General features: G+C 35.3%; 26 protein-coding genes and 1 other RNA gene. 14 read left to right on the top strand and 13 right to left on the bottom strand.

The features are described from left to right. Positions 1-40 precede the first annotated feature (40 nt). On the bottom strand, positions 41-931 hold the full coding sequence (locus tag ACJJVN_RS03945) for a hypothetical protein (protein WP_405369647.1): 891 nt from the start codon (positions 929-931) through the stop codon (positions 41-43). 47 nt (positions 932-978) lie between these two features. Between ACJJVN_RS03945 and ACJJVN_RS03940 the strand changes: the two genes are divergently transcribed. Beyond that, positions 979-1,335, top strand: coding sequence for a TM2 domain-containing protein (locus ACJJVN_RS03940; protein ID WP_405377194.1), 357 nt, complete (start codon positions 979-981; stop codon positions 1,333-1,335). 56 nt (positions 1,336-1,391) lie between these two features. Here ACJJVN_RS03940 and aroQ read toward each other — a convergent pair whose 3' ends face one another. Together aroQ and ACJJVN_RS03930 are read right to left on the bottom strand one after the other, a co-directional pair. Then, positions 1,392-1,808: a type II 3-dehydroquinate dehydratase gene (aroQ, locus tag ACJJVN_RS03935; protein ID WP_104516145.1), complete on the bottom strand. Its 417-nt coding sequence runs from the start codon at positions 1,806-1,808 to the stop codon at positions 1,392-1,394. 96 nt (positions 1,809-1,904) lie between these two features. Continuing rightward, entirely contained in the window at positions 1,905-2,504 is a 600-nt protein-coding gene (locus ACJJVN_RS03930) for a porin family protein (RefSeq protein WP_104516144.1), read from the bottom strand. Between the two features lie 199 nt (positions 2,505-2,703). Here ACJJVN_RS03930 and xerD point away from each other — a divergent pair, with 199 nt between their 5' ends. Both xerD and ACJJVN_RS03920 read left to right on the top strand, forming a co-directional pair. After that, a complete protein-coding gene (xerD, locus tag ACJJVN_RS03925) occupies positions 2,704-3,600 on the top strand; it encodes a site-specific tyrosine recombinase XerD (RefSeq protein WP_104516143.1) in 897 nt (298 codons plus the stop codon). A gap of 142 nt (positions 3,601-3,742) precedes the next feature. Next, positions 3,743-4,690, top strand: coding sequence for an aldo/keto reductase (locus ACJJVN_RS03920; protein WP_104516142.1), 948 nt, complete (start codon positions 3,743-3,745; stop codon positions 4,688-4,690). A gap of 279 nt (positions 4,691-4,969) precedes the next feature. Here ACJJVN_RS03920 and rny read toward each other — a convergent pair whose 3' ends face one another. From rny to ACJJVN_RS03900, 4 genes are all read right to left on the bottom strand, one after another. Then, the gene (gene rny, locus ACJJVN_RS03915) at positions 4,970-6,538 is read right to left on the bottom strand and encodes a ribonuclease Y (protein ID WP_104516141.1); all 1,569 of its coding nucleotides are present in this window, start codon (positions 6,536-6,538) and stop codon (positions 4,970-4,972) included. 45 nt (positions 6,539-6,583) lie between these two features. After that, positions 6,584-6,694, bottom strand: a non-coding RNA gene (gene ssrS / locus ACJJVN_RS03910) — 6S RNA. Positions 6,695-6,747: 53 nt separating this feature from the next. Then, positions 6,748-7,038 carry a cell division protein ZapA gene (locus ACJJVN_RS03905; RefSeq protein ID WP_170034627.1) on the bottom strand — a complete coding sequence of 97 codons (291 nt, stop codon included), beginning with the start codon at positions 7,036-7,038 and terminating at the stop codon, positions 6,748-6,750. A 2-nt stretch (positions 7,039-7,040) separates the two neighbouring features. Beyond that, a complete protein-coding gene (locus ACJJVN_RS03900) occupies positions 7,041-7,328 on the bottom strand; it encodes a hypothetical protein (protein ID WP_104516139.1) in 288 nt (95 codons plus the stop codon). 119 nt (positions 7,329-7,447) lie between these two features. Here ACJJVN_RS03900 and ACJJVN_RS03895 point away from each other — a divergent pair, with 119 nt between their 5' ends. From ACJJVN_RS03895 to ACJJVN_RS03885, 3 genes are read left to right on the top strand one after another with little or no spacing between them, the layout of a single operon-like run. Next, a complete protein-coding gene (locus ACJJVN_RS03895) occupies positions 7,448-9,157 on the top strand; it encodes a M23 family metallopeptidase (RefSeq protein WP_405377193.1) in 1,710 nt (569 codons plus the stop codon). Positions 9,158-9,166: 9 nt separating this feature from the next. Continuing rightward, entirely contained in the window at positions 9,167-11,662 is a 2,496-nt protein-coding gene (locus tag ACJJVN_RS03890) for a carboxypeptidase-like regulatory domain-containing protein (RefSeq protein ID WP_405377192.1), read from the top strand. 27 nt (positions 11,663-11,689) lie between these two features. Further along, the gene (locus tag ACJJVN_RS03885) at positions 11,690-12,157 is read left to right on the top strand and encodes a hypothetical protein (RefSeq protein ID WP_405377191.1); all 468 of its coding nucleotides are present in this window, start codon (positions 11,690-11,692) and stop codon (positions 12,155-12,157) included. Positions 12,158-12,181: 24 nt separating this feature from the next. Here the strand turns inward: ACJJVN_RS03885 and ACJJVN_RS03880 are convergent, their stop codons facing one another. After that, entirely contained in the window at positions 12,182-13,339 is a 1,158-nt protein-coding gene (locus tag ACJJVN_RS03880) for a cysteine desulfurase family protein (protein ID WP_104516135.1), read from the bottom strand. A gap of 73 nt (positions 13,340-13,412) precedes the next feature. Here ACJJVN_RS03880 and ACJJVN_RS03875 point away from each other — a divergent pair, with 73 nt between their 5' ends. Next, positions 13,413-14,402: a hypothetical protein gene (locus ACJJVN_RS03875; protein ID WP_405377190.1), complete on the top strand. Its 990-nt coding sequence runs from the start codon at positions 13,413-13,415 to the stop codon at positions 14,400-14,402. On the opposite strand, the gene ACJJVN_RS03870 is transcribed toward ACJJVN_RS03875, so the two are convergent. Together ACJJVN_RS03870 and ACJJVN_RS03865 are read right to left on the bottom strand one after the other, a co-directional pair. Next, positions 14,371-14,901 carry a Smr/MutS family protein gene (locus tag ACJJVN_RS03870; protein WP_405369656.1) on the bottom strand — a complete coding sequence of 177 codons (531 nt, stop codon included), beginning with the start codon at positions 14,899-14,901 and terminating at the stop codon, positions 14,371-14,373. The genes ACJJVN_RS03875 and ACJJVN_RS03870 overlap by 32 nt on opposite strands. A 3-nt stretch (positions 14,902-14,904) precedes the next feature. Continuing rightward, positions 14,905-15,111, bottom strand: coding sequence for a hypothetical protein (locus tag ACJJVN_RS03865; protein ID WP_405369657.1), 207 nt, complete (start codon positions 15,109-15,111; stop codon positions 14,905-14,907). 105 nt (positions 15,112-15,216) lie between these two features. Here ACJJVN_RS03865 and ACJJVN_RS03860 point away from each other — a divergent pair, with 105 nt between their 5' ends. From ACJJVN_RS03860 to ACJJVN_RS03850, 3 genes are all read left to right on the top strand, one after another. Further along, a complete protein-coding gene (locus tag ACJJVN_RS03860; RefSeq protein ID WP_405377189.1) occupies positions 15,217-17,211 on the top strand; it encodes a T9SS type A sorting domain-containing protein in 1,995 nt (664 codons plus the stop codon). Position 17,212: 1 nt separating this feature from the next. Next, positions 17,213-17,509: a DUF2752 domain-containing protein gene (locus tag ACJJVN_RS03855; protein WP_104516130.1), complete on the top strand. Its 297-nt coding sequence runs from the start codon at positions 17,213-17,215 to the stop codon at positions 17,507-17,509. Positions 17,510-17,570: 61 nt separating this feature from the next. Beyond that, positions 17,571-17,933 carry a CCC motif membrane protein gene (locus ACJJVN_RS03850; RefSeq protein WP_405377188.1) on the top strand — a complete coding sequence of 121 codons (363 nt, stop codon included), beginning with the start codon at positions 17,571-17,573 and terminating at the stop codon, positions 17,931-17,933. Between the two features lie 87 nt (positions 17,934-18,020). Here the strand turns inward: ACJJVN_RS03850 and ACJJVN_RS03845 are convergent, their stop codons facing one another. The 3 genes from ACJJVN_RS03845 to rocD all read right to left on the bottom strand — a co-directional run bounded on the left by ACJJVN_RS03845 (position 18,021) and on the right by rocD (position 20,060). After that, on the bottom strand, positions 18,021-18,332 hold the full coding sequence (locus ACJJVN_RS03845) for a DUF2752 domain-containing protein (protein ID WP_405377992.1): 312 nt from the start codon (positions 18,330-18,332) through the stop codon (positions 18,021-18,023). Between the two features lie 69 nt (positions 18,333-18,401). Further along, positions 18,402-18,701: a CD225/dispanin family protein gene (locus ACJJVN_RS03840; RefSeq protein WP_405377187.1), complete on the bottom strand. Its 300-nt coding sequence runs from the start codon at positions 18,699-18,701 to the stop codon at positions 18,402-18,404. 81 nt (positions 18,702-18,782) lie between these two features. Continuing rightward, a complete protein-coding gene (gene rocD / locus ACJJVN_RS03835; RefSeq protein WP_405377186.1) occupies positions 18,783-20,060 on the bottom strand; it encodes an ornithine--oxo-acid transaminase in 1,278 nt (425 codons plus the stop codon). Positions 20,061-20,217: 157 nt separating this feature from the next. Here rocD and rlmD point away from each other — a divergent pair, with 157 nt between their 5' ends. Genes rlmD through ACJJVN_RS03815 form a run of 4 tightly spaced genes read left to right on the top strand, consistent with a single transcriptional unit; the run spans position 20,218 to position 23,381 of the window. Next, positions 20,218-21,636 carry a 23S rRNA (uracil(1939)-C(5))-methyltransferase RlmD gene (gene rlmD / locus ACJJVN_RS03830; RefSeq protein ID WP_405377185.1) on the top strand — a complete coding sequence of 473 codons (1,419 nt, stop codon included), beginning with the start codon at positions 20,218-20,220 and terminating at the stop codon, positions 21,634-21,636. Between the two features lie 12 nt (positions 21,637-21,648). Continuing rightward, a complete protein-coding gene (locus ACJJVN_RS03825) occupies positions 21,649-22,185 on the top strand; it encodes a TlpA family protein disulfide reductase (RefSeq protein WP_405377184.1) in 537 nt (178 codons plus the stop codon). A 4-nt stretch (positions 22,186-22,189) separates the two neighbouring features. After that, on the top strand, positions 22,190-22,705 hold the full coding sequence (locus ACJJVN_RS03820; protein WP_104516123.1) for a DUF6452 family protein: 516 nt from the start codon (positions 22,190-22,192) through the stop codon (positions 22,703-22,705). Continuing rightward, positions 22,668-23,381 (top strand): DUF6048 family protein, encoded by a 714-nt coding sequence (locus ACJJVN_RS03815; RefSeq protein ID WP_245890720.1) that lies wholly within the window; start codon positions 22,668-22,670, stop codon positions 23,379-23,381. The genes ACJJVN_RS03820 and ACJJVN_RS03815 overlap by 38 nt, the downstream gene beginning before the upstream one ends. Positions 23,382-23,399: the final 18 nt, after the last annotated feature.

Genomic DNA, 23,399 nt, shown 5'->3' with positions numbered 1-23,399 from the left:
TCCAACTATCACAATATCAAACGCTTGTTAACTCTAGTTACTACTTCTTAACTTTAGGTTTTTCTTTATAAAAAACAAATGTCACCTCTTCACCTACTTGTAAATTTGAGGCTAGGTCAATGATCTCGCCATTTTTCTTCATTAATTGAATCTTTGCCGTATTAGGAGGTTTTACCCCTAGATTAACTGCTTTAAGTGAAATGGTGTTAACAGGATCGATTAAAGAAAGTTCCATTTCTTTCTTCTTGGCAACTGGACTGTATGCATCAAGAATTTTATTACCATTAATAGTAAGATCTATTTGATCTCCGTCTACCTCTCCATCATCCCAGATAATTAATTTAAGGTATTCATCTTTCCATAGAATATTTAATTTCTCACCTCCTTTTAAAGAGTTTTTTGCATAACGGTTAAACATTTTATCCATGTTCACCTTTTGTTTTACACTATCCGGTATGCGCCCCATACGGTTCACTTTGTTCTGAAATTTTTCAGTTCTCTTTTGAATTTTTTGTGCTGCTGTTAAAACTAACTCACCATCAAGACAGCTGGTCAGGTCGTCATAATAACTTTTAAATGTCCCATCTATCTTAGACTTTCCATTTAATTTTCTCATATCACCAGTAAAATAAACATTACAGAAATCTTGTTCGATAATATCAGATTTTGTGTAGACTATTTCTACCTCTCTAAATTCTAATTTATTCTCTTTATCATCATACTTCCCGATGATTACAGACTTAGTCTCATGCTCACCATTTAAATCGGTATAAGAATACCCATTGATTTTACCATCTACTTCTTTAAAGTCTAATCTAAAAGTCATTAAAGAACTATCTGGCAACTTTAATAAACCTAAGTACTCGTATGTCTGACCATTAACAGTACCTAAGCTGAGTAAAACAATTAAGAGTAAGACTAATGATTTCATATTTTAATATATATTTGAGGTAAATATAACTAACTAAATAACTTTTTATGAAAACAAAATTAACTCTAGCTCTTATGAGTATCTTTATGATGGTAAGCAGCCTTGCATTTGCATCCTTTCCAGTAGAGAGACAAGTTACTACACAAGTGGTAACACTAGAAAATGGAACTACAGTAGAAGAATCTACCGCTACTCTTACTTCTCCAGCGGCAGTTGCCTGGTCAGAAGATCAAACTATAGCGATTCTATTATGGTTTTTCTTAGGAGGATTTGCAGGTCACCGTTGGTTCTTAAAGAGTCCATGGTACTGGAACGTATTATTCATCTTAACCTTCGGATTCTTTGTAGTAGGATGGGTAATTGATGGTATAGAGATTATTACAGGTAGTTATCCTGGACTATAATTTTATAGTATATTGATAAAATGCCTGCTAGATGTATTCTAGCAGGCATTTTTTATTTACAAAAAACTCTTCACAGCAAGTTCATATCCCTTGAGGCCAAAACCTGTAATAATACCTGCCGTATATTTTGAAATATAAGATACGTGTCTAAACTCTTCTCGATCCATAACATTAGAAATATGCACTTCTATAACCGGCGTTGTAATACCACTTACTGCATCACCGATACCTATGGATGTATGCGTGTAAGCACCAGCATTTAAAATTACTGCATTAAATTCTTCTTCTTGTGCTTTATGAAGTCTATCGATTATTTCACCTTCTATATTAGATTGAAAATAGCCCAATTCTACTTCTTTGAATTTGAATTGCAATTCTGTAAAGTAATCTTCAAAAGTTTGTGAACCGTAAATTTCAGGTTCGCGTTTGCCTAGTAAATTTAAATTAGGACCGTTTAGAATAAGTATTTTCATAGGTATAAAGATATTGGTAATTCCGCTTTCGCGAAAGCGAGACACAAAAAAAGCCGAATCGTCATGATTCGGCTTTTAATGAATTAAATATGTTTCTTAGAATTTGTACCCTAATGATATAGCTAATACAGAATTAGTAATGTCATCACCAAAAGTATCACCGTTATCTTTATACACATTATTAAGACCTATCATGTAACGCACGTTTGCAGATAGACCTTCTAAAGAAGTACCTTCTTTAAATTTATACGCAACACCACCACCAGCACTTAGGTCTATAGTTTCCGCATTTAAATCTTCGTCTACATTAACGCCGTCTACCTCATACTTGTCACTTACTAGAAAACCTATTTGAGGTCCTGCTTCTACAGAAAAACCAGATTCTCCAATGTAGAATTTTGCTAAAACAGGAACATTAATATAATCTAATTTCAATTTTTGCTCTACTCCACCCTCGTCAGATTGCAATCCTTGTTGAGAATAAAGAGCCTCTACTTGTAAAGCAAATGTTTCATTGAACATATACTCTCCAGTTACACCTACATTAATTCCAGTTCTACCATCTAGGTCTTCTACTGCATCACCTTGGAGCTTTGCAAAATTCACACCTACTTTTGCACCAAAATCAATTTCTTGAGCATTTGAAACTCCCATTGCAAATACTGCTGCTACTGCACTTAATAATAATTTTTTCATAGTTATGTTTATTAGTTCGGTGCAAAATTAGAGAAGGTTTAATTCTTTGATTATTAACAAAATCACAACTCATCTTAAAGATTGTTAAAGGTATTTCCTACATTTTAAGCTTCAGTATATTAGCTTTTTTTCTTACAAATTAATTAACATTGTTTTTTTAACAATCTATTCACGTCTAATAATTTTTACTTTTACAATTATGAATTGGAAGCAGGCCATAAAAGACTTTTCTATATACTTAAAGCTAGAAAGAGGCCTGTCAGTCAACACCCTAAAAGCATACACTAGAGATTTAAATAAACTGGCGCAGTGGTTAGAAATTAACGAGGTAAAAGAATTACCTGCTGCCATTACAGTAGATACGTTACGCACCTATATATATGAGCTAGCAAAAACGGTCCAGCCACGATCGCAAGCCAGATCTATAAGTAGTTTAAAAGCGTTTTTTGAATTTTTAACTCTAGAACGATATAGAGAAGACCAGCCCATGTCATTAATAGAGGCTCCTAAAACAGGTCGCAAACTGCCCGATACTCTAAGCACCACAGAAATAGATCTATTGATAAATAGCATCGATCGCTCTACTCTAGAAGGTGAGCGCAACCGCGCCATGCTAGAAACACTTTATGCTTGCGGTTTGCGTGTTAGTGAATTAATAACTCTCAAGATAAGTGATCTATTTTTTAATGAAGGTTTTTTAAAAGTAACTGGTAAAGGAGATAAACAGAGATTTGTCCCAATAGGAGAATACACGATAAAGATTATTGAACTCTACAAGAATGAAGTACGCATTCATGTACCAGTAAAACCTGACCATACCGATACCCTTTTTTTAAACAGACGTGGCGCTGGACTTACTAGAGCAATGATTTTTCATGTCATTAAACAACAAGCCATTACAGCAGGGATTAAAAAATCCATAAGCCCACACACGTTTAGACACAGTTTTGCGACACATCTATTAGAAAATGGCGCTGACCTGCGCTCTATACAAATGATGTTGGGTCATGAGAGTATTACCACTACCGAGATCTATATGCATGTAGATCGTGCACACCTTTCTAAGGTGATTAATGAACACCACCCTCGAGCATAATTCAATTTACATTCTTTGATTACATCTTCATTAACATCTCGTTTTAATGACTCTTAAGTTGTACTAAAGTTTTTATAAAGTAAAGGTGATTTTTTGGTGTACGCTTTCGCGAAAGCTAACTTTATAAAAAAAATACGACACAATGAAAACTCTAAAGTTTAAAAACGGCGACGAAATGGCCGCAATAGGATTAGGTACTTGGAAATCTAAACCAGGTGAAGTAAAACAAGCGGTAATAACTGCCCTAGAATCTGGATACAAACACATAGACTGCGCTGCTGTTTATGGAAATGAAAAAGAAATAGGAGAAGCGTTTAATGAAGTGTTCTCAAAAGGAGAGATCAAAAGAGAAGATATATGGATCACATCAAAATTGTGGAACAATTCACACCTAAAAAGTGATGTAGCACCTGCCCTAGATCAAACCCTTAATGATTTACAACTGGATTATCTAGATTTATATTTAATACACTGGCCAGTTGCTTTTAAACCAGAAGTACAAGCGGCCGAAAAGCCAGATGATTATCTAACACCACAAGAGGCGCCTGTTCATGAAACATGGAATGCGATGGTAGATTTAAAGAAAGCTGGTAAGGTGAAGCATATAGGGGTTTCTAACTTCTCTACCACTAAACTAGATGACCTTCTTGCAAAAACTGATGAAGCACCTGAGATGAATCAGGTAGAATTACACCCTTTATTACAACAAAATGAACTATTTGAATATTGTTCTAATAAAGGTATTCATTTAACAGGATATTCTCCATTAGGAAGTGGTGACCGCAGTGACGCGATGAAACAAGACAACGAACCTAACATGCTGGAAAATGAAACCATCACTTCTATCGCTAGTAAACATAACGCTAGTCCTGGACAGGTGTTAATTAACTGGAGTGCAAATAGAGGTACTGCAGTTATCCCTAAATCTACAAATGAAGGACGTATAAAAGAGAATCTAGCTGCTGCAACCGTTAACTTTGATAAAGAGGATTTAAAAAATCTTGCTGATATGGATAAACACTACCGCTATGTAACTGGTAAATTCTTTGAAGTTGCAGAGAAAGGTTATCCTAATATTTATGATGAATAGATATTAGATATTAGATATTAGATATTAGATATTAGATATTAGAAGAAATGAAATCCATTATTCAAACAAATTGAATAATGGATTTTTTATTTACAAATAAATTAAAGAGTGTGAACTAACAGCACAAAAGAATTCCTTTCCTTTTTAAGAAAGGTTGATTAAAGCTTAATCAAAATCTGATAGATAAGAGAAGCCTGTACCATGTTTGAATCTAATTCACACATATAAAAAAACCTCGATAAAATAAATTACCGAGGCTTGAAATAAAACTAAGAGTTTTTACTTAGCGATATTCACCGCTCTTGTTTCTCTAATTACCGTTACTTTAACCTGACCTGGATAAGTCATGTCTGTTTGTATTTTTTGTGAAATCTCAAATGATAATTGTGCAGCACGATCGTCATTTATTTTTTCACTCTCTACCATAACTCTTAATTCACGACCGGCCTGGATAGCATATGCTTTTTCCACACCCTTAAAGCCAAAGGCTATATCTTCAAGATCTTTTAATCTCTGGATATAAGAATCTAGCACCTGTCTTCTAGCACCTGGACGTGCACCGCTTATCGCATCACATACTTGTACAATAGGAGAAAGTAAAGATGTCATTTCTATCTCGTCATGGTGAGCACCTATCGCATTACACACTTCAGCTTTTTCACCATGCTTTTCAGCCAGTTTCATACCTAGTATTGCGTGAGGCGTCTCGTCTTCTGTTTCTGGCACCTTACCTATATCGTGTAAAAGTCCAGCTCTTTTTGCAAGTTTTGCATTAAGACCTAATTCTGCAGCCATGGTACCACAAAGTTTTGCTACTTCTCTACTGTGTTGTAATAGATTCTGTCCATAAGAAGAACGGTATTTCATACGACCTACCATTTTAATCAATTCTGGATGCAAACCATGAATACCTAAATCGATAACTGTTCTCTTACCTACCTCGGCAATTTCTTGATCGATTTGCTTTCTAGTTTTAGAAACCACTTCTTCAATACGTGCTGGGTGTATACGGCCGTCTGTCACTAATTTGTGTAATGATAAACGAGCCACCTCTCTACGTACCGAGTCAAAACAAGAAAGAATAATAGCATCTGGAGTATCATCTACTATAATCTCTACACCAGTAGCAGCTTCTATAGCTCTAATATTACGACCTTCACGTCCTATAATACGACCTTTAACATCGTCACTTTCTAGGTTAAATACACTTACACAGTTTTCTACTGCTTCTTCTGTACCTATACGTTGTATGGTATTAATAATTACTTTTCTAGCTTCTTGTTGTGCAGTAAGTTTTGCCTCTTCTATAGTAGTTTGCACTATACTCATGGCTTCACTCTTTGCTTTATCTTTTAAAGACTCTACAAGTTGTTTCTTTGCATCTTCACCAGACATGCCGCTTATTACCTCAAGTTGTTTTACTTGAGAAGCGTGCATTTTATCAACCTCTTCCATGCGCTTGTAAACAGACTCGCGCTTTCCTTCTACATCTTTAAGTTTACTATCTAAGGACTGATTTAATTTTTTACTCTTTGCAAGTTCATTAGAAACGTTAGACTCTTTATCTTTTGTACGTTTCTCTGCATCTTTCATTTTTTGTTCTCTAGCCATGATTTCTTTCTCATGCTTAGATTTAAGTTCCATGAACTTTTCCTTACCTCTAAATAGCTTTTCACTAGATATTTTCTCTCCTTTAGCCTCGGCATCTTTGAGAATAGACTCTGCGTCTTTTTTTGCAGTTGCGATAAGACTCGATGCCTTACCTTTTTCAACTATTGATTTTGCTACAAAAAAGCCTATTGCTAGACCTATAATAAGTGCCACGATGGCATATATAATTGTTTCCATTGGTTATTGTGTATAAAAAAACCTGCACGAGTTTGGGTTTTGTATGAACTCCTTAAATAAAGTTTAAGGTTAACTGGCTGATCAAGGATCCGACTCATAAGTCCGGCTTGCTTTTACAACCACGACTCACCTTTTTTAAAGAATATCTTGTTGAGTTCACCAAAAAATGAAACAAGTGCAGGTAGTAACTGTTTATGTTTAAAGAACGACTATGATAGTTGCTTATCTAGCAACAAGTTAAGAACGTTTAATTGTTCTTTGGCCTGCTCTACATCTGCACTATCATCTATAACTAATTGCTCAGACTTTGCTGCAAACTGAAGGGCGCACATCGCGAGAAGATCTTGCTTATCTCTCACGGCATAGCTTTGCTCCAGTTGTTTAATCATGGCTTCAATACTTTTTGCTGCTTTACGCAAACCTTCTTCACGAGAAGGATCTATAGTTAGTGGATAAACCCTATCTGCAATCGATATTTTTATTTTAAGTTTATCTGCCACTGTTAAGTCAATTGGGTAATACATTGATCGATCTCTCTAATCAATGCATTTATTTTGAGCTTTGTTTTTGTTTTATATTCATCACTACCTAGCATTGCATTTGCCGTTTTAAGCGCTACATTTCTGTCTTCACTCTCTTTAAACGCGGTAATAAGCGCATTATTTTCTTTTTCAAGTTCAAAAATGCGTTGATCCTTATCACCCATTTGAGCCTTCAATCTGGTGTTTTCTGATATTAAAGACTTGATCTTTAGCTCTATTTCAGAAATTTGAGAAGACAATGTAGGCATACGGACTAATTTAATGCTGTTATTACAAATCTAAGTTTCCATTTAGACAAATCAAATATTTATGGAACAAAGTTTGAAAAGCTTTGCATTAATACCATTTCTCATTATATATTTAACTCATGATTAGACTTTTTATCTGTTTCCTGACATTATTTTTATTTACATCTCGCTATTGCGAAAGCCAAACCATCAAAAATCTCCCTCAAGATTACTTTGTTAATCCACTGGATATAGATCTTAAATTGAGTGGAACTTTTGGTGAACTAAGATCCAATCACTTTCATAGCGGCCTAGATATTAAAACAAATCAACGTACTGGTGCAAATGTGCATGCTGCAGCATCTGGTTATGTAAGCCGTATAAAAATAGAGCGATATGGTTATGGAAAAGCTCTTTATATCACACATCCTAATGGATACACTACTGTTTATGCCCATCTTAAAAAGTTTGCTCCACGCATAGAAGCATATTTAAAGAAAAAGCAATACCAGAAAGAAAGCTACACCATACAATTATACCCTACAGATCTAGAGCTTAGAGTAGATCAAAATGAAATTGTTGCTTATAGCGGTAATTCTGGTGGTAGCGGTGGTCCTCATTTACACTTTGAAATTAGAGACAGTTCAGCAAGACCTATTAACCCTATGATGATGGGAATTGAGATTCCAGACACTAAAAGGCCTCTTGTAAAACAAATAAAAGCCTATCCATTAAATGAGAGCTCTACTATTAATGGTAAGAATGAAGCAAAACTTTTAAGACTTATACCTCTAAAAGGAGGAAAGTTTAAAGTAGAACCTTTCAGTGCTTATGGAGAGATAGGAATAGGTGTAAATACCAGTGACCAGCAAAGTGCGGCAAATAATCAAAATGGAACTTTTCACATTGAAACTTATTTTAATGGAAGTAAGAATTTTGAAATGACATTTGATCGTTATGCATTTAGTGAGTCCAGACACATCAATCAAATGATAGATTACGAGCATTTTAAAAAGACTAAAAGCCGCATCTCCAGACTTTACATTCCTAATGAAAGTCCGTTAAGCTTATACGAACATCACATTAACAAAGGTGTTTTACAATTATACGACGCAGGGACTACTCATTCTTATAGTATCCAAATAGAAGATTATAAAAAGAACAGCGTAGAAATAAATATGGATATTAAAAATGAAGCTGCTTTAGAATCCATACCATATATAGATAATGATCCCATGACCTTTGTGGATCACAACAGCACTTATAACCAAAGTTATGGTCCTTATTCATTAATGATTCCTAAAGGAGCTCTTTATCAAAGTGAATTTCTAGATTTATCACAAAGTGCAGACACGCTTAAGGTACACAAGGACATCGTCCCATTACATAAAAACATGATCATAAGTTATGACATGAGCTCAAAAGAAAACGACAACCTTAAACAATACTATATAGGTAGAGTAACTAGTTGGGGTGCTGTATATCATGTGAACACAAGAAGAAAAGGAAACATATTAAGTGCTGCCACTAGAACTATGGGAACCTATGCCATTAGTAAAGACGACACCGCACCGACTATAAAACCTATTAACTTTAAAAACAAACAGTGGATTACTAAAAACAAAACCTTAAGACTAAAAATAGCCGATAGAGACACTGGTGTAGATGGCTATAGAGCAACTGTAAATGGTAAATTCATTTTAATGGAATACGATTATAAAACTGGAGTTATCACACACGATTTCTCAGATGGTGTCGTTACTGATTCAGAAAACGAACTGAAGGTTATTGTTACTGATAATGTAGGAAATAGCACTACATTTGAAGCCACATTTTACCGTAAAAGCTAAACAAACGATTTGAAGAACTTCTTACTATTTATAGCACTTGTTGCTACCAGCTTTATTTATGCTCAAAACGCCATTATTCAAGGTGTTATACTTGATGATAAAAATCAAACCATTGCAGACGTTAACATAAATGTCCTGGGAACAACTATAGGAACCGCCAGTGATAACACTGGATTCTATAGACTAGTAGTTCCTGCAAATCAAAAAATCACAATCACATTTACATCCATATCTTTTAAATCTTCTACCTTAAAAGACATAGAACTTGACGGTAAAGCACCGTTTGAATTCAATCCTGTACTTAAAACAGATATAGAGCAAATAGGTACCGTTACCATTAATAACACTAGAACTAAAGAATTTGCTGGTATTACAAATGTAGATCCTACCGTTGTGCGAGCAATACCTGGTGTACAACCTGGTGTAGAAAATTTATTAAAATCACTACCTGGAGTATCTTCTAATAATGAACTGAGCACCCAATATGCTGTACGTGGTGGTAACTATGACGAGAACCTAGTTTACATTAATGAAATAGAAGTGTACCGACCGTTCTTAGTACGCAGTGGACAGCAAGAAGGACTGAGTATTGTAAATGCAGACCTTGTGCGTAGTGTAGATTTTAGCGCTGGTGGTTTTCAATCTAAATATGGCGATAAATTAAGTTCTGTTCTGGACATTAATTACCGTCGCCCGACTGAATTCGGCGCAGGAATAGACGCTAGCTTTTTAGGTGTTAATGCTTATGTAGAAGGTACCGCTTTCGCGAAAGCGGCAACAGGAATACTAGGAGTACGATATAGAAACAACAGTTTATTTGTGAATAGCCGCGAGACTGAGGCTATTACAAAACCTGTTTTTGTAGATGCACAAACGTATTTAACCTATCAGGTAAGTCCTAAATTTGAATTGAGCTTTTTAGGTAATATAGCCATCAACAGTTATGAGTTTGAACCACTGACTTCTCAAACTAATTTTGGAACCGTAGACGATGCACAATCATTGATCATAAATTATGATGGAAAGGAAGACGATCAATACGAGACTTATTTTGGCGCATTAAAAGCAAGTTATGATGTGAATAAGCTTTTAAACTTGCGCTTTATAACCAGCGTTTACCACACTCAAGAACAAGAACATTACGACATTTTAGGACGTTATCGCATAGGTAGACCTAACACTAACATAGGTAGTGATGACCTAGGAGAAGTAGATTTTACTCGTGCGATAGGTAGCGAGTTAGACCACGGCCGTAATGATCTAGATGCTCTTATAGTAAGTCTAGAACATAAAGGAACATTAGAATTTGACAACGGTAAAAAGGAAAACGACCAACTGGATTGGGGTTTAAAATTTAATCGAGAAGATATAAGAGATCGTTTAAGAGAATACACTGTTATAGACAGTGCTGGTTTTAATATAAGACCGCCGTCAGTGGCTGCAAACGACGAGCCTTATTTTGCATATACTGCACCGTTAGATTCTTTTGAATCTGCTAGTGCAGATAACGATGTGCAAATCACCAGACTCCAAGCATTTGCCCAATACAGCAGCCGTGGCTATGTAGGTGATCATGAATTATACTGGAATGCTGGTGTGCGATCACATACCTGGAACGTAAGTGGAGCAGGAATTCAAAGCACTACTCAAACTGTCATCTCGCCACGTGGACAGGTAGCTATGAAACCGGCATGGGACGATACAAATATGCTTTTCAGGTTCTCAACCGGTATATATTATCAACCACCTTTTTACAGAGAATTACGTGATCAACAAGGTGTTGTTAATCCAAATGTGAAGGCACAAAAATCGGTTCATTTTGTATTAGGAAATGACTGGAGCTTTAATTGGACAGCCCCCAACGGAGATAAAAGACCTTTTAAATTAACTAGTGAAGCCTATTACAAAGATCTATCTGATGTAAATACCTACACGCTAGAAAACCTAAGAATACGCTATAGAGCAAATAATGACGCAGAGGCTTATGCCTACGGACTAGATGTGCGACTGGCAGGTGAATTTGTAAAAGGAACTGAAAGCTGGATATCACTTGGCTATTTAAAAACAGAAGAAAATCTAGATGGTCGTGGTTATATCGCTAGACCTACAGATCAACGACTTAAAGTAGCATTCTTATTTCAAGATTATGTACCTAACATTCCTAATTTAAAGGCATACATTAATATGGTGTACAGTTCTGGATTACCTGGTGGATCACCTAGCTATGCAGACCCTTATGATTTCCAGTTCCGTTTAAAAGATTATTTTAGAGCAGATCTAGGTGTACAATTTGTACTGGTAGATGACAAGAAAAAAGCGAAAGCCGGTAGCTGGTTAGAAGATTTTGATGAGTTTTCTATAGGAGCTCAAATTTTCAACATCTTTGATTATGAAAATAACATTTCTAACCTATGGGTGCGTGATGTAGCTAGTAGTGCGCAATACGCAGTACCTGTTAGATTAACGCCACGTGTTTTTAATTTGAGATTGATTGCAAAGTTGTAGAAAGTAATGATTAATATAAAAACATATTTGAAAAATATCTCGACAAAACTAGTTTTATCATTATGTTTCTTTTCATTTGCTTTACACGCCCAAACAATCTCTAAGACAGAAAAATACACCCCATTAAAAATTGTAAGCAATCATATTTATGAAGAATTCATAAAGAATCCAAAAAAAGCTCAAGAACAAGCAATTAACGATATAAAATCTAACAACACAACCCTATTATTAGCTAGCGGAATTGCTCCAGTATCTATAAGTTCAGATACTGATTTTGAGAAGAAATATAACTTATCCTTTTACGAATATGGATGTACTCCTCCAGAATTTAAAGTCATCCTAGCTTACAATAATGTAATGTTTGATCACATGCTAAAGCTGTATGGAACAAAATGGATTACAGAAATAAGAGACGATATAGCAGGTTTCAAAAACTGGAAAGAAAACCTTCAAACTACACTTAAGTCTGATACTACATTAAAACGAGACAAATAGATTTTTTAATTCTTAAAATTCAACCTAAGCAACAATACCTTCCATATATTCTTTCAATATTCCTACTACATAATCCAGTTCTTCTTTTGTATTATAAATAGAGAAGCTGAAACGTAGACTCGGCTTATTCAAATCTTCTTCTGAAAGAACACTAGTTAATACGTGAGACCCTTTTTGAGAACCACTCTGGCAAGCACTACCTTTAGAACAAGCGATACCTTTTAGATCCATAGTAAATAAAAGCATTGCAGCTTTATCAGCAGGGCATGGTAAACACACGTTTAATAAAGTATACGTGCTCTCTTTATGATCTCCACAATTACCGTTAAACTTAACACCAGGAACGTGTTTTTCTAACTGTTCTTGAAAGTAATTCTTAAGATCTAAAACATAAGCACGATCTTCTTCAAGATTGTCATAGGCCATTTTTAAAGCCAGATCCATACCTACTATATTATGCACACTTTCTGTACCTGCTCTTATACCTCGTTCTTGAGAACCACCTAAAATAAGCGGTTTTAAACCTGTTCCTTTTCTTATAAAAGCAAATCCAGTTCCTTTAGGCCCATGGAATTTATGAGCAGATACTGCTGTAAAATCTACTGGTAACTTACTTAAATCCATTTCATAATGACCTATAGACTGTACACAATCACTATGAAACAACGCATTGTGTTTTTTACACAACTCTCCTACTCTATCTATATCTAGTTTATTTCCTATCTCATTATTAATGTGCATTAATGAAACTAGCGTTTTCTTATCGCTAGATGCTAGCAATTGTTCTAGATCTATATAATTAGGTGTACCACAATCTTTAAGTTTTACATGAGCTACCTCTGTACCATATTTTTCTTTACAATAATCTACTATATAAAGAACCGCATGATGCTCAATAGTGGTAGTTATAATACGCTCCACACCTAGATCACGCACACAACTATGAATAGCTAGATTATCTGCCTCTGTACCACCAGAGGTAAAAATAATCTCTGCAGCAGTAACATTTAATTGAGCAGCAATATTCTTACGAGCATTTTCAATAAGGGACTTTGCACTACGTCCAAAACTATGGGTAGAACTAGGGTTTCCATGAACTTCTGTCATCACCTCAGTCATTCTTTGAACAACTTCTGGTCTCATTTGTGTCGTTGCCGCACTATCTAAATAAACTTCTCTCATAGCACAAAAGTAATTTTATTTACAATAAAATTTGCACTTTAGCGCTTTAATATGATTGACTACTTTTGCACACATGAAAAAACTACTATACCTTATAATTCCTATAGTTTTACTAGGCTGTAACGATGGAGACATCATTACTAACGACTTTGATTTTGAAGATGCCAGTGTAGAGGCTTGTGACCCAACAGTTTCTTCTGGTAGTATAAATAATTTTGTTTTTTATAAAAATGAAGACACAAATTTTGAAAGCCTCGTTTTACAAATTTTAACTAGTGATGACATTTTAAATACAAATGCTATTTACGGTCCTTATAACATCTCAACTACTAGTACGACCATATTTGAATACCGTAAATTCAATGCTGCGCCAGGTAATGATTATTACTGCAACAGCATACCGCCTAGCACACCTACAGTAACTGAGGTATTTAATGCCATAGGTGGAGACATTACCATAGAAACATCTACACGTAGTGATGATGATAATGATGGAATCCTATCTGAAGATGAAGGAATTGAGTACGACCTTAATGGAAATATTGATTTTCTTGCCAGTGATGATACCGATGAGGACGGCATACCTGACTTCATGGATATAGATGATGACGGTGATAATGTACCTACTAGTCAAGAAGGTGTCGCTTTTAATAGTGACGGGACGATAGACATAGCAAATAGTCGAGACACCGATGGTGATGACAAATTAGATTACTTAGACGAAGACGACGATGGTGATAGAGTCGATACAAGAAACGAAAGTATAGATGGTAATCTAGACCCAACAGATGATTTTGCCATAGGTGCCACAGTACCTAATTACTTAGTATTCTCTAGCACACCAGCAGAGGCTAGTCCATTAATAGAAGAATACATCCCACATACTATAGAACGCATCACACAATTGCACATCACCATAGCAGGTCTAACCTTAACTAACGGTAACGTAGAAATAATTGAAGATGATTATGACTTTGGTAATTATATAAAAGACGGTATTATATTAACCTGTACGCCAGCATTTCCAGGTACTATGGGTTCTGGTGTATGTATATTTCAGTAGCGCCTTTTCCATATTTTTGATAATCAGCATCATAAAATTTGATCTGACTGTATCGTTGAAAAAGATAATTGAGTTCTTCTTTAAGCACTCCTTGTCCCACACCATGTATAAAAACTAATTTAGGCACACGATTTTGAATAGCCCATTCTATTTTGTGCCTCGCCGTATCTACTTGTAGATTAAGCTTATCATAAGCATCCATACCACGTTCTGACTTTACTAATTGGTGTACGTGTAGATCTATTTCTACCGCAGGAATAAAAGCTGCTTTTTTTCTAGAAACCTGTCTTACTTTAGATTTCTTAGGAGCAGGTTCTTCTTTAGGAGTAAAATTTGAAACTTTGAATGACCTGTCTAAAATCAACTCACTAGAATTATAAGTAATTTCTATATCATCGTCAGTTAAGATGGTTATTTGTTCCGCTTTCGCGAAAGCTACCACACCACCAAATTCATCGTCCAGAACCAGTACTCGATCTCCTTTTTGAAACTGATTCATGGACTATTCTTCTTCTTCAGATAAATGATCATCTTTATGAGCAACCCAATGTGTACTCGCACGATATGCGCCGAACATGATTAGAATCACTCCAAAAACCTTAAATAATATGTTTGCGTCCTCATTTATAAAGGTATAGAGCAATAAAATTGCACCTATAAATATCACAAAACCGTTGATTAACTGCAAAAAGGTGTTTTTAATCGGCATTTTTTCTATTTAGTCTAATTGTTATAACAAATTTATAAACTTATTTAAAAGGCACTAGCATTAAGGAGATAAATTATATTTTTGTATTGTTAAAGCAGCATTATTATGAAAAACATTATAAGCTTATTACTAGTGGGTTTTGCCTTTCAAATGGCAACCGCACAAGTATGGATTAAGGGTGATAATTTTATTTACTCAAAGGGAACAAACATCTTTGTGAAAAATAAAATCAATCTAGATACTGATTCTAAATTTTACTTAAGAGAAGATGCTCAGTTGATACAAGATGCCGATGTACCTAACGAAGGTGCTGGAATCATTTCTGTATTTCAAGAAGGAACAACTAATAGTTATAGTTATAACTACTGGTCTTCTCCAGTGAGTGATGAATCTACTGGAACTGGTAACACTGGTTTTTTAAACTCACAAATCAAATACCCTACTACAGCTGCAGGAACTAACACTGATTACACTATTACTGCTGAGGATTCACAAATACTAGCCTACAGTGTTAGAGATGGAGAGTCTGATGACGCTACTACAGGTGGTAGCCCTCTTAAAATAGCTGGTAGATGGTTATACACTTATGAAAGTGGTGGTAACCCTGCAACAGGATATGCTGGATGGTCTATTTTTAATGGATCCCAAAATACACCAGCTGGTCAAGGTTTTACTATGAAAGGTGTTAATGAAATCGCCGGAGGATCTGCTAACTACAATGGTGGACAACGTTATGATTTTAGAGGAAGACCTAATAATGGTACCATTGAGATACAAATAGGTAACGATAACGCAACCCTTGCCGGTAACCCTTATCCAAGCGCACTAGATTTAAAAAGATTTATAGAAGTTAATGCTGAACATATAAGTGGTGATGACGTAAAAATGGATCCTTGGGTAGAGTTTTGGGAATCTCAAGTAGAGACTTCTCACCAACTTACTTCTTACCTAGGTGGTTATGCAAGATACGTGCCTATGGGATTTGATCCTGGATCTGAAAACGGCTATAATAATAGCGGTACTTATCTAGAACCTATCTTTAGAAGAACAGATAATGATGGTAATATAATAACCAGCGGTACTACAAGCTCTTCTGGTGTTGCAACTCCTCCTGGAGCAACAGCATCTCACACAGGATCAGGAATAGATGGAAGAAGAAGATATGCTGCAATAGGTCAAGGTTTCTTTATTTCTAGAACTAATACAGACGTTGCTTTTACTGCAACATCTTTTGAACAAGAGGCAACTGAATTTATCACGCCAGGTAGCTCTGTACCTAGCGGATTAGGAGAAACAATAGAATTCAATAATTCTATGAGAGTTTTTCAAAAAGAAGATGGTAATACATCTATATTTAAAGCTGCTCCAGTTAATGGTAATCCATTAAGTAGTGTTGCTGCTAGACAAATACCTAAGATGATTATAAACGTTGTGCCTAACGGACTTTATGCTAGACCTCTTAATTTTGCTTTTGACGACAGTACATCACAAGCATATGATTATGCATGGGAATCTCCTATATCTGGTAGAGTTGCAACAGATGCTTATATCAAAATAGGTACTGCAGGTGAATACGGTCTTTCTTCTCAAGCATTTGATGAGAATATGGCTATTCCTATAGGTGTAGAAGTTGCGAGTTCTTTTACTGCTCCTATCGACGTAGAATTTGAATTAGCATTCTTGATTAACTTTGATCCTAACGAGGTTTATCTTCATGATAAAACAACAGGAGTTTATCACGATTTAAAAGCAGGAAACAAGACTTTATTAATTGCGCCAGGTCACTATACAGATCGTTTTGAAGTAACATTTAAAAACACTTCTGGTACATTGAGTAATGAACTTATAGAAGAAACTAATTTTGATATTTTCCAAAACAACGGAAAGAAAGAATTAACGATACTTAATCCTAACCTAGAAGATGTAGCAAACATTTCTTTATATGATCTTGCAGGAAGACAAATCTTCTCTAACAAGCCATCATCTACAGAAGGTAGTTACAGTTTTGAAACAGCATCACTTTCTAGCGCTATTTACATCGCAAAGGTGACTACTGTTAACAATAAAGAAGTAGCTGTTAAGGTGAGTATCTCAAATTAATATGAAATCATTTCTCATAGACGATAGCTGGATGCTACCATGTATGAGTAAACAATTAACAGGAATGGACTGTCCTGGATGTGGAATCCAGCGGTCCATTTCTTTTTTACTCAAAGGTGACATCGTAGATTCCTTTTTAATGTACCCAGGCCTTTACCCAGGCATGTTTTTATTCTTCTTTCTCATCTTTGATTGGTTTAAGAATGTAAAACACGGAGAGCAAATTAAACTATGGGCTACCATACTTACTATAGGTACCATTCTCACTAGTTATTTTATCAAAATGGCAATTCATTAAAAAATATTGTAACATTGTGATTAAATAATCAACTAACTTTATATATCAAATCAACCAAATTATGCAAAAATTAAATACAACTCTAGTTTATATTCTATCAGTAATAGGATTTTTATGCTGCTGTTTTTACGGTGTAGGTACCATTGCAGCAATAATAGCTATAGTGGTAGCTAGCAAAGAATTGAATAAATACAATGCAAATCCAGAACAGTTTGTGAATGGTAAAGCTATGAAAACTGCTAAAACCGTGGCTATCATCTCTCTAGTTATCTCACTAATAGGACTTGCTCTAGTGGCGTGGTTCTATTTTAACCAATGCGAATTCTACACATGGTATTTAGATACATTTGGAGACCAACCAGGTGTTACAGAAGAACAACTAGCTCCTATTTATGAAGCTATGGAAGAAGCTGGATGTATCTAAAAAACACATTTTAAATATTAAAAAAGGGAAAGCTAACGCTTTCCCTTTTTTTTGTTTAAAATCTAGATATGATATAGTTTTAGAATTCTATAGATTACGTACGATTGTGAAAACGACAACTATAGAAAATACCGTTAAAATGGTATACATATTAATTAGTATTCTCCTAAAAGAATGGCCTCTCAAAGATGGGAACCATTCAAATATCCCAACCAATAATCCGTATGGGATTAACAAAAATAACAGCGCATTATAATCAAATGCCTTTCTCCACTCTCCATTTAATACAGAATGAAAAGCCCTCTGGGAACCACAGCCTGGACAGTCATATCCTGTAACATACTTACTAGGACACTTGGGAAATAAATTACTTTCTAATGGATTATAAGAAAGATACACATAAAAAAAGCCACCTATTAAAGTGGCTCCTATAATTATAAATAAAACTCTATAAATTTTTAACACTAATTAAAAATTTTCAAGTCCTACTATTAGAAAAACAAAAAGGAAGTACAACACGATAAATACCGCTGCTCCTATCGCACTATAAATACACCATTGCTTTGCTTTTTCAGAAGCTCTTTGAGCATCTGCATAGAGACCTTGTTGATGTAAACGGTCTACTTTAGCTGCATTAATAATAGCTGGAATACCAAGTGGCCAGCAACAGATAATAGTTACTATAATTGATTCTGCTAAATATGTTTTAGGTGGTGGCCCTACTGGTCTTTGACCTTGTCCTTGCCCTTGATTGAATTCGTTTTGCATAATTAAGTTGGTTTAAAAAAATCAAATATAAATTAAATTCACTAAGATCCTAAAAAACTAACGGACTTAACTTTTATAATTCTATTCAAATTCTTTTAAAGTATTAATAATAATTGCAATACACTCATCTAACTGTTCTTTAGTCATTACAAGTGGTGGCGCAAATCTAATAATATTTCCATGAGTAGGTTTTGCTAGCAATCCATTATCTCTTAATCTCAAACATATATTCCATGCCGTCTTACTGTCTTCTGTATCATTAATAACGATAGCATTTAAAAGACCTTTTCCTCTTACTAGAGTTACCGTGTCTGTAGTCGCAATATATTTATTAATCTCAGCTCTGAAATAGCTACCTAATGCACGAGCATTTTGAATTAACTTTTCATCCTTAACCACTTCTAGAGCAGCCATTGCTACTGCTGCTGCAACTGGATTACCACCAAAGGTAGAACCATGTTGACCAGGCTTAATAACATTCATCACTTCATTATCTGCAAGTACTGCACTTACAGGGTAAGCACCACCAGATAATGCCTTACCTAATATCAACATATCAGGACGTGCATAAGTTGCCTCCTGACGCTCACAATGCGCATCACAACTACAGTCACCACATACCGCCAGTAAACCACCAGTTCTTGCGATACCAGTCTGTATCTCATCTGCTATAAATAAAGCATTGTATTTATTACAAAGCTCGCGAGATGCTCTCATGAAATCATCATTAGGAGTAAAAACCCCAGCCTCACCTTGTATAGGCTCTACTAGAAAACCAGCTACACTTTCTTCTTGCAGTGCTTTTTCTAGAGCCGCAGTATCATTGTAAGGTATTTTTATAAATCCAGGTGTATAAGGTCCAAAGTTCTTACGAGCATCTTCGTCATTAGAAAAAGAGATAATTGTAGTCGTACGACCGTGAAAATTATTTTCACATACTATAATTTTTGCAGCATGCTCCTCTACTCCTTTTTTCTCATAAGCCCACTTACGTGCTATTTTTATAGCAGTCTCTACCGCCTCAGCACCAGTATTCATAGGCAACACCTTGTCAAACTTAAAATACTCTGTCATGTATTTTTCATACTGACCTAATTTATCATTATGAAATGCTCTTGATGTAAGCGTTAATGTTTGCGCCTGCTCATTCATAGCATTTACGATCGCAGGGTGACAGTGTCCCTGATTCACCGCACTATAAGCACTTAAAAAATCATAGTATCGCTTTCCATCCACGTCCCATACATAAACACCTTCTCCTTTTTCTAATACTACAGGTAAGGGATGGTAATTATGCGCTCCATGTTTATCTTCTAGATCTATAAAATGTTGTGCTTTACTTTCTTTATTCATGCTCATTGCAGTGCTATTTTTATCGTTTGCCGCAATTTAATCATTTCGATTACAGAATTAAAATTAAAACATCTAAGAATTTATCAATTTCGCAAGAATCTACCACTAACATAAATGCCTAAAGATTCTATAAAAACAAGGAATTACGTTAATTTTACCACCTATGTCAAAAAGAAGAAGAAGAGCTCAAAAGACCTTTGAAAATGTACCAGTGGTAGATGCAGGTGCAAGAGGTAAAAGTGTAGCAAAAACAGAAGAAGGAGAAGTAATTTTCCTAACAGACGCTGTCCCAGGAGATGTGGTAAACATCCAGACTTTTAAGAAAAAGAAATCTTTCTATGAAGGACGCGTTACAGAGTTTATTGAATTAAGTGACAGACGCGCGCAGCCTGTTTGTAAACATTTCAACACCTGTGGTGGTTGTAAATGGCAACACATGACATATGAAAGTCAGTTGTATTTTAAGCAAAAAGAAGTTGCAGAGAACCTGAGAAGAATAGGCCACCTAGACCTTCCAGAAATGACTCCTATCGCAGGATCTTCAGAGCAATACCACTATCGCAATAAGATGGAATTCAGCTTTTCTGCAAACCGATGGTTGACACTAGAAGAAATTCAGAGTGATGTAGAAATAGAAGATAAAAAAGCGCTAGGTTTTCATATCCCTGGAATGTGGGATAAAATCTTACACCTAGACGAGTGCCATCTACATCCACAAATAGGAGAAGATATTAGGTTGAGTGTGCACGCTTTCGCGAAAGCGGAAAACATATCCTACTTTAACCCAAGAGAAAAAACAGGAACATTAAGAACATTAATGTTACGCATGTCTTCTACCGGTGAGAACATGGTAGTAATTCAATTTTTTGAAGATAATGAAGCACAGAGAATTGCTTTATTAGATCATTTAAAGGAAAACTTCCCACAAATAACGTCATTGCAATACATTATAAATGAAAAAGCAAACGACACGATTTATGATCAAGATGTGATATGCTATAACGGCCGCGATCATATTTTTGAAGAAATGGAAGGTTTGCAGTTTAAAATTAATGCAAAATCTTTTTATCAAACTAATAGCAAGCAGGCTTATGAGCTGTATAAAATAACTAGAGATTTTGCAGGATTATCTGGAGAAGAACTGGTTTATGACCTTTATACAGGAACAGGAACCATCGCGCAATTTGTTGCTAAAAAAGCAAAACACGTGGTAGGTATAGAAGCTATACCTGTTGCTATAGAAGATGCAAAAACTAACGCTCTACACAACGGTATAGAAAATACAACATTCTTTGCCGGAGATATGAAAGATGTCTTTACTCAAGAATTTATCGACGAGCACGGACAGCCAGATATCGTTATTACAGACCCACCTAGAGATGGTATGCACAAAGATGTGGTAGCACAACTTATTAAACTAAGTGCACAACGCATTGTATATGTAAGCTGCAACAGTGCAACACAAGCACGTGATCTTGCGTTACTAGATGAGAAATACTCTATAGTAAAGGTACAACCTGTAGATATGTTCCCACAGACGCACCACGTAGAAAACGTAGTTTTACTAGAACTTAAAAGCTAGAAAAATCAAATTATGAAAAACATTTTCACAATAATAATCTTGCTCTTTATTACAGTCGCCTGTAAAAAAGAGCAAGTTGAAGTATCTAACGACATAGAAATACTCTCCTTTTCTAATGACGACGCATCTACATTTATTGATGAAATTGTAGCCAATGCAGACGGCAAGGTTATCTACATAGACAACTGGGCAACCTGGTGTGCACCTTGCAAAGCAGAGTTTAAAGAAGCATCACCTGCTTTACATGAAAAATTTAAAGAAGATGTAGAATTTATCTACCTATGCCACGCAAGTAAAGAAGCTACCTATTTACCTTCTATAGAAGAGTATAATATAAAAGGGAAACATTATTTCCTCACAGACCAGCAAGCTTCCATTGTACAACAGCAATTAAACTTAATAGGTTTCCCAACTTATACGATCTATGATAAAAAAGGAAATCAGGTACTATCTGACTATATACACAGACCTAGTCACGGACCTACGTCAGACATTTTAACAAAGTTGATCAATGATGAAGTTGTTGATATGACTAATAGCACTCCATAGTTCTATGAAAAGATTTTTCAGCATTCTTTTAGTCCTACTCGCAGTCATTTTATTTAATGGCTGTGAAAAAGATGATTTATGCACAACAGACCAGGCAGTTACTCCTAGACTAGTAATTGAATTTAGAGACGTACTTAACCCTCTTAATCTTAAAGCGGTAGATCAAATTCAAGTACAAGAAATAGGCAGTACAGAGCTTGCACCACTAGATAGCAATGATTCTACCACTCTTACAGACGTAGAAACCATTTCTATACCTTTACGTACTGATGGTAATAGAACTAGTTATGACTTTATCTTAACTGAAGACGGCACTATAAATTCTGATAACATAGATTTTAATTACATACTAGAAGAAGAGTATGTGAGTAGAGCTTGTGGTTTTAGAATCATTTATGACAACCTAGTTGCTATTCTTACTCCAGAGACTACCGGCACGCAATGGATCAACAGGACCGTAATTGTAGAAAATAATATAACTAATGATACAGAAGACATACATGTTCAAATACTTCATTAGCATACTAGCCATACTTACTTTTTTTACTAGTAACGCTCAAGGCGAAAACGAGATAGAAAAAGACAGCATCGTTTATAAAAAATCTTATGGGTTGCGTGCTGGTCTAGATCTTGCTAGTTTAATAAGAACCGCACTTGACGATGAGTACACCGGTTTTCAAGTCCTAGCAGATTACCGACTAAGCGACAGACTTTATATTGCTGGAGAGCTAGGTAATGAATCTCTAGACAGAATAAGCGAAAGCGTAGATTATGAAACATCAGGGTCATTCATAAAAGCAGGTGTAGATTATAATTTCTATCAAAACTGGCTGGACATGGATAACATGATTTATGGTGGTGCGAGAATAGGATATGCCACCATGTCACAAACCTTAAACCGATATGATTATAATATAGATAACAACTACTTTCCTGTTTTCACTAACGCTGTAGATCGAGAATTTACAGGTCTGAATATGATCTGGCTAGAAATACAACTAGGTTTAAAAGTTGAAGTGTTGAACAACCTATACATGACAGCAAACTTTCAATTAAAGCGTCAGGTATCAGAAAAAACACCTGATAATTTTGATAATCTCTATGTACCAGGATATGGTAGAACTTTTGACACTGGAAATATAGGTGTAGGTTATTCTTATGGAATCATGTACAGAATTCCATTTTTCAAAAAGTAAATCACATTTTCAAAGACA

Source organism: Nonlabens sp. Asnod3-A02, assembly GCF_045063755.1.
Classification (GTDB): domain Bacteria; phylum Bacteroidota; class Bacteroidia; order Flavobacteriales; family Flavobacteriaceae; genus Nonlabens; species Nonlabens xylanidelens.
This window is presented reverse-complemented; position numbering and strand designations above follow the sequence as displayed.

Excerpts from the sequence above, each read along its gene's own strand:
- rocD (WP_405377186.1), bottom strand. The coding sequence starts at position 20,060 with ATGAGCATGAATAAAGAAAGTAAAGCACAACATTTTATAGATCTAGAA.
- ACJJVN_RS03825 (WP_405377184.1), top strand. The coding sequence starts at position 21,649 with ATGAAAAACATTTTCACAATAATAATCTTGCTCTTTATTACAGTCGCC.
- ACJJVN_RS03940 (WP_405377194.1), top strand. The coding sequence starts at position 979 with ATGAAAACAAAATTAACTCTAGCTCTTATGAGTATCTTTATGATGGTA.
- ACJJVN_RS03870 (WP_405369656.1), bottom strand. The coding sequence starts at position 14,901 with ATGAATCAGTTTCAAAAAGGAGATCGAGTACTGGTTCTGGACGATGAA.
- aroQ (WP_104516145.1), bottom strand. The coding sequence starts at position 1,808 with ATGAAAATACTTATTCTAAACGGTCCTAATTTAAATTTACTAGGCAAA.
- ACJJVN_RS03840 (WP_405377187.1), bottom strand. The coding sequence starts at position 18,701 with ATGCAAAACGAATTCAATCAAGGGCAAGGACAAGGTCAAAGACCAGTA.
- ACJJVN_RS03875 (WP_405377190.1), top strand. The coding sequence starts at position 13,413 with ATGAAAAAACTACTATACCTTATAATTCCTATAGTTTTACTAGGCTGT.
- xerD (WP_104516143.1), top strand. The coding sequence starts at position 2,704 with ATGAATTGGAAGCAGGCCATAAAAGACTTTTCTATATACTTAAAGCTA.
- ACJJVN_RS03920 (WP_104516142.1), top strand. The coding sequence starts at position 3,743 with ATGAAAACTCTAAAGTTTAAAAACGGCGACGAAATGGCCGCAATAGGA.
- ACJJVN_RS03880 (WP_104516135.1), bottom strand. The coding sequence starts at position 13,339 with ATGAGAGAAGTTTATTTAGATAGTGCGGCAACGACACAAATGAGACCA.
- ACJJVN_RS03930 (WP_104516144.1), bottom strand. The coding sequence starts at position 2,504 with ATGAAAAAATTATTATTAAGTGCAGTAGCAGCAGTATTTGCAATGGGA.
- rlmD (WP_405377185.1), top strand. The coding sequence starts at position 20,218 with ATGTCAAAAAGAAGAAGAAGAGCTCAAAAGACCTTTGAAAATGTACCA.
- ACJJVN_RS03815 (WP_245890720.1), top strand. The coding sequence starts at position 22,668 with ATGATACAGAAGACATACATGTTCAAATACTTCATTAGCATACTAGCC.
- ACJJVN_RS03860 (WP_405377189.1), top strand. The coding sequence starts at position 15,217 with ATGAAAAACATTATAAGCTTATTACTAGTGGGTTTTGCCTTTCAAATG.
- rny (WP_104516141.1), bottom strand. The coding sequence starts at position 6,538 with ATGGAAACAATTATATATGCCATCGTGGCACTTATTATAGGTCTAGCA.
- ACJJVN_RS03850 (WP_405377188.1), top strand. The coding sequence starts at position 17,571 with ATGCAAAAATTAAATACAACTCTAGTTTATATTCTATCAGTAATAGGA.
- ACJJVN_RS03945 (WP_405369647.1), bottom strand. The coding sequence starts at position 931 with ATGAAATCATTAGTCTTACTCTTAATTGTTTTACTCAGCTTAGGTACT.
- ACJJVN_RS03900 (WP_104516139.1), bottom strand. The coding sequence starts at position 7,328 with ATGCCTACATTGTCTTCTCAAATTTCTGAAATAGAGCTAAAGATCAAG.
- ACJJVN_RS03865 (WP_405369657.1), bottom strand. The coding sequence starts at position 15,111 with ATGCCGATTAAAAACACCTTTTTGCAGTTAATCAACGGTTTTGTGATA.
- ACJJVN_RS03855 (WP_104516130.1), top strand. The coding sequence starts at position 17,213 with ATGAAATCATTTCTCATAGACGATAGCTGGATGCTACCATGTATGAGT.
- ACJJVN_RS03820 (WP_104516123.1), top strand. The coding sequence starts at position 22,190 with ATGAAAAGATTTTTCAGCATTCTTTTAGTCCTACTCGCAGTCATTTTA.
- ACJJVN_RS03895 (WP_405377193.1), top strand. The coding sequence starts at position 7,448 with ATGATTAGACTTTTTATCTGTTTCCTGACATTATTTTTATTTACATCT.